The organism is Dyella japonica DSM 16301 (genome assembly GCF_001010355.1).
Lineage (GTDB): Bacteria > Pseudomonadota > Gammaproteobacteria > Xanthomonadales > Rhodanobacteraceae > Dyella > Dyella japonica.
This window is the reverse complement of the sequence record NZ_JPLA01000015.1, coordinates 70,486-81,852: the sequence shown is the minus strand read 5'-3', so window position 1 is coordinate 81,852 and position 11,367 is coordinate 70,486. Positions and strand designations below refer to the sequence as shown.

Below are 11,367 nucleotides of genomic sequence, written 5' to 3'. Positions count from 1 at the left end.
CCGGACTTGCCGCCCACCTGCACCACTTCGATGCCGTCGTTGTTCGGGTGCGCACCGGTGTCGGCCACGCCGTTGATCTTGAGGCGCGCATTACCGGAAGTGTCGCCCTCGACCACCAACTTGTCGGTCGGCGAAGCGTCGCCGCCCAGGACGGTGTTAAGTTCCACGGTGCCGCCGTTGCCGGTGTAGTTGCCAGTGACGGTGAGCACATTGCCCGGCACACCGTCGGCACCGGCCAGCGAGATCAGGCCACGATTGGCGACATGACCATGCACGGTGTAGTTCCCCTGCGCAACGAGCGCGCTGCTGCCATCGATGCTGAGCGTACCCGCACCATTGTTGTTGTCGCCCACCGCAAAATCGCGGTTGAGCGTCATTGTGCTGGCGTTGGTCAGGTTGACCTTCTCGAAGTTGCGCAGCTGGTCGACGTTGCTGCCATCGGCGGTGTAGTCGTGGCTGTCGAAGATCAGCGTATCGTTGCCACCGATGCCACCGTCTAGCACACCATGCGTGACGTTGTTGCCACGAACAGTAAACGTGACGCTGCCGCTGCCTGCACTAAGGTTGCCGTTGAGCGTACTGTTTTCCAGCAGCGCGGTGTTGTCGCCGTTACCCAGTACAACATTACCAGTGATGCTACCGCCGTTGATGTTGGCAAACGCCGTGCCTTTGTCACCCAGATGGATGGCCGTGGCGTTGGCGCTGGCCGCGTTGATTGTGCCTTCGTTGTTCAGCGTGGCCGGGTTACCCGTGACCAGCACCGCATCGGCATTTGTTGCCGTGAGCGTGGTGCCGTTGGCAATGGTGACCGTGTTGGCCGCATCGGCCTTCACACCCACGCCGGGGCCCGACGCCGTCAGCTGCGTGCCGTTGATGGTAAGGTCACCCGTGGTATTGGCATACACGCCGCTGCCGTTGCCGGTCACGTCGATCTGCCAGCTGGGACCGAGGGCCAAGCTGCCCGTAGCCCTCGAACCGTCGGCCTTGGACAGCGCAATGCCCTTTCCGCCCACGTTGCTGCTCACGATCACGTGACCGTGCGAAGCAGCATCAAGGTTGTTCTCCGACAGCAGCGCGGCACCGGAACCCTGCATTTCCAACGTCGCACCGTCGACAAGCACATTGCCTGCCGGGGACTGGTTAGTTATCAGGTTGCCGTAGGACGAGCCCTTGCCAGTCATGTGGGCGTTCCGACCAATCGTGACCTTGCCCGCATCATCGCCCACCAATACGCCTGCCGCGCCGTTATCAACAGTGATGGTGTCATTGGTGGTCAACGAAGCACCGCCATGCACGTAGATACCGGCTTTGCCATCGTCCACGGTAATGGAACCATTCTTGCCGCTGGCATCGGCCACCACGCTGGAGCCCGCGCCAACCACCTCGATCGCGGTGCCGTTGGACAGATGGATGTCACCGGTGTTGATCAGCTTGCCGCCATTCTTCACCACGAACGCAGTCACGTCCTTGGCATTGGCCACGTTAACCGTCGCCTTGTTGGTAAAGATGGACTGCGCCGAACCCACCGCGGTGCCCGACAGGTCGTACTTGGTGTTGTCCACAACCACCGCAGTAGCGCCATCCTTCAGCCTGAGCTTGGCCGCGCCGCTCATCTGACCGGTCGCACCACCCTCAACTTTCAGCGCCGTGGCGCCCTGACCGGACACGGTAATGTCCATGTTGTCCAGGTTGGCGCTCGAACCCACGCCCGTGACGTCCAACGCCGTACTGTTGGCACCTGACGCAATCAGCGGGGCTGAGGCGTTATTGTTGATCTTGGCACCGTCCTCAATACGGAACAGCGTGGAGTTATCGGTGCTGACATTCAGGCCACCCACCGGCGCGCTATTGATGTTGACGACCGAACCGGCGCCATAGGCGAACACACCAATCTGCTGCGTGCCCGATTGGAAATTCACTGTACCGCCGTTGATATCGATGCTGCCAAGGTTTCGCGCATGCACACCAATGGCACCATTGCCCACCAAATTGACGGCACCGCCTGTCAGTTTGACGTTCGAACTTGTACCGTCTGACCATACGCCATAGTTTCGCAGGCCCGTCGCCGGATCGGCACCGCCCGCGACATTGATCGTGCCGTTGGACGTCGCCTTGCCACCGGACATGGCCTGAATGCCGATGGTATTCACCCCTTCCAACGTTATCTTACCGGCGTTATTGACCGTGCCCGACGTGGCCGTGCTGTAAATTCCAGTGTTGGCGAGCGGCGCGCCGCCGTAGTGGCCCTTCACGTCAATTAGGCCCGTATTGCTTACATTGACATTGCTTCCAGACACACTAATGCCGCGACTGTTCTGTGCCTTGTCGCCAGTTACAAGCGTGCCTGCGTTCAGAACCGCGCCACCGGCAGCGACATTGATGCCGATCATGCCGTTCGCCTGTACCACATCTGCGCCACCACGCGCCATGGGATCAGACGTTGTATCCGTAGATGCGGCGCGCCCCAAGTACATCACTCCATTCGCGCCATTGAGGAACGTGCCACCGTTATCAACCTGGACGCCATACACCGAGAGCTGCGCATTACCACCACTCGAGTTGACGCCGATGTTCATCGTTCCATTGTTGGTACCGACTGCACCGGCGCCAATGCGCAAACCCGTACTATTGCTCGAGCCGTTGGGGCTGAAATTCCATGCGTACTGGTTTACGGTGCCGTTATTGACATAGGTCGTACCCGTTCCCGTGATGGTGTCAGCCATCACTTCGCCGACGACACCAGTCCCGGGGCCACCCAGATTGTGCACGCCATTGTTGATGAGGTGCCCACCCGTGTCGGCGCTCATACCCGTGCCATAGCGGACACTGGTCACAGTGCCGTCGTTGATGATGGTGCCGCCATTGCTTGCCTGCAGCAGCGTGCCGGACCTCGAACTCCAGAGACCTGTCATGGACGCGCCCGCGGTGACATGACCGACTGCCGTAGCTCCATTGGCCAACATGCCAATTTCGGTGCCATTGGGTACCAGCATCAGATCCGTCGGGGAGATAGGCGATGTATAGGGCGTGACGCCATACACATACCCGTTGGTGGCATATGCAAGCGCAATCGCATTGTTGTAGGCCGTTTGCGCAGCCGCACCGCTTCCCAACTTGCCTGCCTGAAGCTGACCAATCAACCACGTGTTGTACGCCTGGAACTCGGCCAAATTGGCAACCGTCTTCGTCTGCGGGCCATCAGCGGTGGTAACCGCAAACGGGGCCGCCGCATAGGACGAGAGGTTGATAGTCATGTTGTAGGGCTGCACCTGAGCCGGCGAAACACTGGCCGAGTCGGCGAAAGCAATGGTGTTGGATGAGTTCCAGTTGGCGGTACCGTCCGCCACGCGTATGTAGGTCGTGTTCTTGGTCGAGTAGTCACCCACCTGACCACTTGCATTCATATTGAAGGTGCTGCCACCGGAGACGTTGGCCAGCGTGGCGTCAATAAAAGGGCCCTGGCCATCGGGCGTCGGTGAATAGACGGTGATGGCAGAGAGTCCCCCGGGAGCGAGCTCCGAAAGTCCACCGCTGGCGTACGTTTTGACGACTGAGGACCCATGTGTGATGGGATCAACGACCGTGACACCATTCGTCTGAGGACCCATATTGAGGGTCATCTTTCCGTTCAGATCGACCGGACCCGTCAAATACCCGGCGTTATAGGCATTAATGTAGGAATAGACCGTCTGGATCGTCGACTTCGAACCGGAGAAGCTGATCGTACCGTCCAAGCTGGCAGTGCCGCCGTTGACCTTGATGGCCTGCGATTCGCCGTTGGCGGTGCCCGGGGTATAGGTCGTTGTTTGCGCACTAGCTACCACTGGCACCAGGTGCAAAATCGCAGCGGCAACAGCGCCCTTAACCGCACGCGACAAATTGCCACTCTTCGTGTGGCCGTTGGCCAATTCAGAAGCGGCTACCCACTGACCGGTCGCCGTATTGCGGACCAGACGATAAATCTTGTTCATGACGTACACCTTCGAGTCTATCTGAGGGGATTCGGTCATCCCGACCGATGGCGGCGTCTGACAGCGTGATCGGCCAAGGCGCCATGCCCGTGTAGGCAATAGGGAAATGATCTCGTTCGAAGGGGCGCTGAAACATCCGATTTGTCTGAAAGACGCCGAAAGTGAGAACATTCTCAATTTCACACAAGCGTGCTTAAACCAATGAACGATGTGCCTATCGACAACACGCAAGCACTGAAGGAGTACGGCACAACCGCCTATTCAGCATTGACCAGGACACACGTTGTCGTACTGTCCGGTACCGACAAGTTCCATCAACCCGTTTTGTATGCTGACCTCCACGGCTTCGGTTTGGATGTCACAGTGGTGAGCGCACCGGCGGATCTTCACAAGCACATCAATAGGCAACAGGTTGATGTCGCCTTGCTGCACGTTAGTCCGGCGAGTGGCGGCAGAGGGTGCTTGGTTGAGCGTTTGAGCGTGAGTTCCGGCACGGTCCTCGTTGTGCTTGTGGATCACCAAGCTCAGCAGGACGGTATACGTGCTTTACACCGTAGCGCGGATGTTTGTTTGCTGAAGCCTGTCTCCGCGGAACTGGTGGCAGCAACGGTGCATAGCTTTGCACGTCGATTGTCGCTAACAAGGAGGCACGCGGTAAGGTCCCTGCCTTCTCACTCAAGCTTCTCCAAGGACGCACGTGAGCGATGGCGCCTGAGTGCGTCGGGTTGGCATCTTGTCTCGCCCAAAAATGTGGCCGTGGCACTCAACGCATCAGAGCGTGTATTGGTCAATGCGCTTTTGGATGCCAAAGGTACCCCCCGTGAGCCGCGAGATACTCATCGCTACGTTAAGCGACGATCCGCGCCATTTCGATCCACATCGTCTTCATATGGTCGTTCAACGGCTGCGTCGCAAAATTCATACGCTGCCCCAGGAGGACGCCCCCGTGCTGACGATACGTGGCGCTGGGTACTTACTTGCATCGGACAAGGGGTAACCGAGCCGGTACTTCAAAGTGGGCGATTCCTCAATTGAAGACTGATTGCCCTCCCCCGGCATAGCCTGGCGCTGAGGTGCCGTTTTGTTGGTGCCGGTGTCCAGGTCGGACAGTCGCGCGGTGTCTAGGGGATGAAATCCACCTGTGAAGACCATACATCCCATATGGTGAATCGTGTCCGTCAAATTCGGGTACACGAACGTTCGAAGCGTGACGCGATCGCGATGGAATCAGACACCTCCGATTGCCTGAGTGTTGGGTTGCCGTGAGAATCATTGCGTCAGGTCTGCTGTATGCCCATGGACAGCGCGACTTGAGTCGCTGCCGGGCTGCGGTCCATCCCCCTTAGTTACAACCGCTCTCACACTATCTACGGTTGTTCCCGCCCGCCGAACTTGATCACCGAACCCCCGCTCCGCGGGGCTTTTTTTGGCACCGCTGGTCCAACTGTAGGACGCGAGCCTTCCAAGGTCGGTGGTGCCGGTTTCAATCCGGCGGGGCGCTTCTTATCGATGGCCAGCCCATGCAGCGTGGAAAGTACGTCACGCTCGCGGAAGTATCTCAATGCTGCGGGTGCGCGCTGAACTGAACTGAAAGGGGCGTTGATCGCCTGCACGACAGCGGTCGCGCGCTGGGAGCACCGCTCCAAGTCAACACGCGGAAGCGCGCAACGCTGCAGCGGGGCAATGGTTTGGCGCGGCAAGCGCACGGATGGATACAACAGGTACGACAATCCCCCGTTGCATGCATACGTAACAGCGATGCGAAGGATCGCCAAACGACCTGAGCGGGAGAGAACGCGACCCTAAGGTGATCTCCATGGCACAACGCACACTACGCCTGCACGTTGCCCCTTACCTGGTGCTCCTCCCCTTGCTGAGCTACGGCGCACCCGCTTCAGCACAGGCGGGGCCCGATACCTTTACCGTGACCACCACCGCCCTGACAGAGTCGGTGACGTGCCCCAACGGGTCGATCACGCCTCTGTCGGAGGATCCATCAAGCACCGTCGACAGCGGTTCCAACGACAGCGTCGCTGGCAGCACCACCGTCACCGCGTGCGGGCAGATCATTTACCAGGCCAGCCAGATTGATGACCGCAGCAGCGCGAGCGATATCGTCAGCCTGGACGACGCCACCGGCGAAACGGACGCCCAGAACGTCAGCCTGTTGGGCGGCTTGGTGACCTTTGACAGCGAGCAGGCCCCGGGTACCTGTCAGTCCAACGATGCTCAGGGCGACTTCAGCTGTAGTGGCACTGGCACCTTTACCCATCTGGCGATTAATGGATCGCGCGTGGCCACGGGGACCTACGCCGCCGGTACCACGTTCAATATCATCAATGCGCAGATTCTCGCTCCAAACTGCACCAGGGTTGCCCTGTTCAACGGCAAGCTGGTGCTTGCCGATAGTCAGATTGCTGGCAACGATACCAACAGCCCTGTGGTGGAGGGTGAGTGGCTCCACTTAACAGGTAACGCCATCTGTCTCGGCCTGCCGCTAGGAACGACGAAGTATGATTTACACGATCCCGTCAAATGGTTCGTGGGTTCCAATCAAGGGCAAGGTTTCCTAGAGGACAGAGCTGCTCAGTTCGAGTTACTCGTCAAGTAGCACCGGTCGTGCGCATTGACGCTGGGTGATCTGTACCATCCCATTCGAAAGCAGGTTGTCGAAAGGCGGCCTCGGCAGGTTGCTTAGGCCGCCTCTAGCTGGCTGATGAAAAGCCGCTCCGCGTTGTTGGCGCAACCTTGGCGGTGGTACTCCGAACCTCAAAACCTAGCCATCGGGGTCACAGGGATCGGAGCAGACACAGGAGACGGTGATCTGAAGCGAGTCGCTGCTCGCCCCTCGCAATGGCCGTACTAATGAGCGGCTGGCGCACCAGGTGCTTTGGCTCAGTCCGGCGAAGGGCTGCGCTCAGCACCCCTAGCAGATAGGCGTGAGTCGGGTCATCGAGAGCTTCTGCGTGGTCGATCAAGGCCCGCCCAATTTGGGCATAGATCAATGCGACAGGTGCCCGCGGGCCCCACTGGCGCTCGGTGTCGTCTCGGGTTCTGCAAATGCAGGGGATCAAGCACAGCGCGTCGAGCAAGGCGTCGGTCATGAAGGACCATCCGGTCGGGTGGGTTACCTACTCTCCACCGACGCGCGCAACGCGTCCATCAGTCTGCGCCACTCAAGTGTGTCGGTGAACGGCGCCGCCGCGAGCAGTAAAGTGCCACGCTTCCACCGGCATGCGGGTCCATCAGACGGATTGACGGGCAACCGGTCGCGCTAAATCCGGGGCCAAAGCCGCCGCTGGGTCACCCATTCTTTGGCACGGTGGCGGCGTCTGCCTGGCGCCGGGACGCTCGGCAATGGTGCGCTTGATGAAGTCATCGAAACAGCGGCACGGTGAACTCCGTATTGAGGCGCCGCGACACCTCAATCGTCTTTCGGATTCATCTGATTGTCACGCTGGTATGAGCCACGCAATCTTATCTCTATCCCTATACGGAGCCTTCTTTGATGACTGCCTTAGTTACCCGGAAATTGCGGCATCGCCTTATATATGGCGCGGCTCTGGCATTGACGGCGGCTACCTCCACGGCCGCCCAGAGTTCACCCTCATCGGCCGCTGCCGAGCAGAAGCAAGTGACCACTCTCGATGCGGTCACAGTCAGCGGCGCGCAACCGGGCCCGGGACTCTGGCGGGTGAGCAAAGGCGATCATGTCATGTGGGTGCTAGGCACCTTGTCCCCGCTGCCTGCCCACATGGAGTGGAAAAGCGACGAGGTGGAGCGGGCCATTGCAAACTCGCAGATCGTGCTTGGTCAACCAACATTCAGTATCAGGCCAAACACCAACTTCTTCGGTCGGTTGTTTCTAATACCTTCACTGGCCGGCGCGAACAAGAATCCTGATGGACGGACGCTGCAGCAGATGGTGTCTACAGAGGACTATGCGCGCTGGACTGTGCTCAAGCAGCAATATCTAGGTGACGATCACGACGTCGAAAGATTGCGACCAATTTTTGCCACGGGTGAACTCTACGCCGCGGCGATCAAGCACCAGGGCCTCACCGCCTCACTCGGCGTTGACGACGTCGTGCGCGCACTAGCCAAAAAGCACAATGTCAAGGTCATTGCCACGGACTATGTCGTGGCGATCGATGAACCACGCAGAGCGGTGAAGGCATTCAAATCTTCTACGTTAGATGACGGTCAGTGCTTTGGTCTAACGCTCGATTTGGTGGAGCACGACTTGGGGGGCGTCGTTGAGCTCGCCAACGCTTGGGCAACGGGCGACATCAATGAGTTGCGTAACCTGACGATGGATGATCTGCGGGAGGCGTGCATGTCAGCAGTTACAAACGCCGGTGTCGCCAAGCAACTGGGTCTGGATAGCCTGAAAGCAAAGGTAGCGGCGATGTGGCTCGCCGCTGCGGAACAGGCACTTAGTGACCACGCCCAAAGTTTCGCCATGCTGCCGATGGTAGAGGTATTGTCGCCGACCGGGTTTATTGCGCAGCTCAAAGCTAAGGACTATCACGTGGAGGGGCCAGAAGGCAGCGATGCAGAAGTGACGACCTCCCAACCCTAGGCCAGTCATGAGCCGAGTAACTTGGCCCTAGATTGGAAGTAGGCCGAATAGTGACCGCCTATGGCGGAACAACTCCAGCTCGAGCGGGCGCTGACCGCGGTAACTTCCTTTTCGTGTCGAAGCGACGGGTCAAAGTTGGCCCGACTGGGCCGGTAGGGCTCCTCTGCACGAATAGGCTTCAAGGGCATCGAACGCACCTCTCCCCTGAGCTGTTGATCAAGAATCCACAGCCCGCAGTGGCATAGCGCCGCATAAGATGCCAACCCTCGGAGCATGGGCTCGATTCTCTATCGAAGACGTCACCGCTGGCCTGATGCTGACAGCTATTTTCTATATCTCTTAAGTCGACACGACGACGCATATTAACCAACCGAAGACGAAGAACATATGAGCAGCGTTCAGCACGAAACTTTCGACATCATCGCCAAGCAGGCCAAGATCGAGCTTGACACGATCAAGCCGGAGTCCACCCTGAAGGATCTGGGTATCGCCTCGCTGGACGCGATCGAGTGATCTTCGACATCGAAGACCACTTCAACATCAACCTGCCCAACGAAGACACCGACTTCGACGGCGGCACCGTCGGCCAGCTCGTGGAAGCCATCGAGCGCCAGCTCGCCCAGAAGACCAGCGAATAATCCATGCGCCGACTCGTGATCACCGGCATGGGCACGATCTGCGCGCTCGGCCACGATGCGCCTTCCGGGTGGAAGGCGATGACCGAGGGTCGGTCCGGCATCGGCCCGATCCATCACATCGACTCGAGCCAGCTGCGCAACGGCGGCATCGCCGCCGAAGTGGCGGATTACGACCCCGCCAACTTTTTTGACGAAGGTCGCCGCGCGCTGCTCGATACCTTCAGCGAGTACGCGCTGATCGCAGCCAACGAGGCGATCCGCCAGTCGGGCATCAGTTTTGCCGGTGAAGCCGGCTCACGTGCCGCCGTGGTGATCGGCACGGGCGCCGGTGGCGAGACCAGCCGCGACGATCTCTATGAACGCCTCTACGGCGAACACCAGGGTCGTTTCCACCCGCTCAGCATCGTGCGCATGATGATGAATGCGCCCGCCAGCCAGGTGAGCATGGCGCACGGCATCACCGGCCCCGCTTTCGTGGTGGCGAGCGCGTGTGCATCGTCCAATCATGCGTTTGCGCAGGCGGCGATGATGATCCGCGCTGGCATCGTCGATGCAGCCGTCGTCGGTGGCACCGAGGCCTGCATCACGCTCGGCACACTGCGCGCCTGGGAAGCCATGCGCGTGCTCGCCCCCGATACGTGCCGTCCCTTCAGCAAGGGGCGCCGCGGCCTGGTGCTGGGCGAAGGCGCAGCGATGTACGTGATCGAGACGCTGGAGTCGGCGCAAAAACGCGGTGCGGAAATCATCTGCGAGCTTGCCGGCACCGGCATGAGTTCGGACGCCGGCGATATCGCCGCTCCCTCTGACATCGGCGCCGCCGCCGCCATGAACATGGCGCTGCGAGATGCTGGCCTGGCGCCCGAGGACGTCGACTACGTCAACGCCCATGGCACCGGCACGGTGGCCAACGACAGCACCGAGACGCGCGCCATCCATCGCGTGTTCGGCGCACATGCACGCGAGATGTTGATCTCCTCTACCAAGTCCATGCATGGCCATGCACTGGGCGCAGGCGGAGCACTCGAATTGATCGCCGCCATCGGTGCGATCCATGATGGCATCGTGCCGCCCACGATCAACTATCTCGAACCCGATCCCGCCTGCGATCTGGACTATGTGCCGAATGTGGCGCGCGAGCGGAAGGTGAATGCGGCGATCAGCAATTCGTTTGCGTTTGGGGGGTTGAATGCGGTGGTGGCGGTGAGGCGGATGGGGTGAGGGTGCTTGTCATTGCGGCGCATGTCGTTGGCGCTTCTCTATAGCGAAGGTGGACCTCCAGAGCCTCGGTGTCTGGTTGTTGCCTCGAGGCATGGTTGCCGCCTGCGCAGTGGACGCATCGAGCGACTGCCGCCGCTCAAGTCACCTTTCTCTAGTCCGACATGCGATTCGGCTAGTCGAAGCCATGCCAGGTCGATACGTAGGCGTAGTCGCTCACCCATAGCTGATTTGGGCAGTCGGCGCGGAAGTGGCGGCTCACTGGGTCCAGTGGCGACGGTGTGGCCTTGTCGATGATCGTCGTGCGCACGGCACGGCCACGGATGACGCCCTGCAGGCCGGGGCGGCGCATCAGCCGCTCGACCGTGCAGCGCGCCACGGTGACGCCTTCTCGTTTGAGTTGGCGCCAAACCTTGCGTACTCCGCAGACTTGGAAGGGCTCGGCCCAGATCCGCTGGATCGCCAACGACAGATTCTCCTCCCGCCGAGCGCGGGACGACCGCTGATTCGGGCGCCGACGCTCGGCGACATGGCGGTAATACGTCGACGGGACAATCGACAACACGCGGCAGATCGACTCGATCCCGTAGACGTCCCTGTGATCGTCAATGAAGGTGATCAAGGCTTGAACCGGCGCCCAAGGTCCGCCTCGGCAAAATATGCACTGGCCTTGCGAAGGATCTCGTTGGCCTGGCGCAGCTCGCGGTTCTCCCGCTCCAGCGTCTTCATGCGATCCAGCTCGCTCACCGTCAGACATTCACGCTGCCCGGCTTCCACCTGCGCCTTGCGCACCCAGTTGTGCAGCGTCTGTGGTGTGCAGCCGAGCTTGGCCGCCACCGACTGGGTCGTGACCCACTCTGAGGGGTGGTCGGGCTGGTGCTCCCGCACCATCCGCACCGCCCGTTCGCGGACTTCCTTTGAATACTTCTGCTTCGTCATGGCTCCATCCGCTCAAGAATGG

7 protein-coding genes, 1 pseudogene and 1 other annotated feature are annotated in these 11,367 nt (G+C 60.1%); of the genes and pseudogenes, 6 read left to right on the top strand and 2 right to left on the bottom strand.

Annotated elements, in window-relative coordinates; genetic code table 11:
* Positions 1–3,971: beta strand repeat-containing protein (locus Y882_RS06810; protein ID WP_046971147.1), on the bottom strand; the 3,971-nt coding region annotated here is incomplete at its 3' end.
* 748 nt (positions 3,972–4,719) lie between these two features.
* On the opposite strand from Y882_RS06810, the gene Y882_RS20945 reads away from it, so the two are divergent.
* From Y882_RS20945 to Y882_RS06780, 6 genes are all read left to right on the top strand, one after another.
* On the top strand, positions 4,720–4,968 hold the full coding sequence (locus Y882_RS20945) for a winged helix-turn-helix domain-containing protein (RefSeq protein ID WP_082120978.1): 249 nt from the start codon (positions 4,720–4,722) through the stop codon (positions 4,966–4,968).
* Positions 4,969–5,787: 819 nt separating this feature from the next.
* Positions 5,788–6,582 carry a hypothetical protein gene (locus Y882_RS06800; protein WP_046971146.1) on the top strand — a complete coding sequence of 265 codons (795 nt, stop codon included), beginning with the start codon at positions 5,788–5,790 and terminating at the stop codon, positions 6,580–6,582.
* A gap of 1,023 nt (positions 6,583–7,605) precedes the next feature.
* On the top strand, positions 7,606–8,553 hold the full coding sequence (locus Y882_RS06790) for a TraB/GumN family protein (RefSeq protein ID WP_244466271.1): 948 nt from the start codon (positions 7,606–7,608) through the stop codon (positions 8,551–8,553).
* A gap of 387 nt (positions 8,554–8,940) precedes the next feature.
* Positions 8,941–9,066 carry an acyl carrier protein gene (locus tag Y882_RS20930; protein ID WP_342018519.1) on the top strand — a complete coding sequence of 42 codons (126 nt, stop codon included), beginning with the start codon at positions 8,941–8,943 and terminating at the stop codon, positions 9,064–9,066.
* Positions 9,063–9,191, top strand: a complete 129-nt coding sequence (locus Y882_RS20925) for a hypothetical protein (protein ID WP_342018518.1) — start codon at positions 9,063–9,065, stop codon at positions 9,189–9,191. The genes Y882_RS20930 and Y882_RS20925 overlap by 4 nt, the downstream gene beginning before the upstream one ends.
* A gap of 3 nt (positions 9,192–9,194) precedes the next feature.
* Positions 9,195–10,409 (top strand): beta-ketoacyl-[acyl-carrier-protein] synthase family protein, encoded by a 1,215-nt coding sequence (locus tag Y882_RS06780; RefSeq protein ID WP_046971143.1) that lies wholly within the window; start codon positions 9,195–9,197, stop codon positions 10,407–10,409.
* A gap of 178 nt (positions 10,410–10,587) precedes the next feature.
* Here Y882_RS06780 and Y882_RS20765 read toward each other — a convergent pair.
* A pseudogene (locus Y882_RS20765) lies at positions 10,588–11,345 on the bottom strand (IS3 family transposase); the annotation flags it as partial.
* Positions 10,954–11,070 (bottom strand) — a sequence feature (AL1L pseudoknot). It overlaps the preceding pseudogene by 117 nt.
* Positions 11,346–11,367: the final 22 nt, after the last annotated feature.

Excerpts from the sequence above, each read along its gene's own strand:
- Y882_RS06780 (WP_046971143.1), top strand. The coding sequence starts at position 9,195 with ATGCGCCGACTCGTGATCACCGGCATGGGCACGATCTGCGCGCTCGGC.
- Y882_RS20930 (WP_342018519.1), top strand. The coding sequence starts at position 8,941 with ATGAGCAGCGTTCAGCACGAAACTTTCGACATCATCGCCAAGCAGGCC.
- Y882_RS20945 (WP_082120978.1), top strand. The coding sequence starts at position 4,720 with ATGTGGCCGTGGCACTCAACGCATCAGAGCGTGTATTGGTCAATGCGC.
- Y882_RS06800 (WP_046971146.1), top strand. The coding sequence starts at position 5,788 with ATGGCACAACGCACACTACGCCTGCACGTTGCCCCTTACCTGGTGCTC.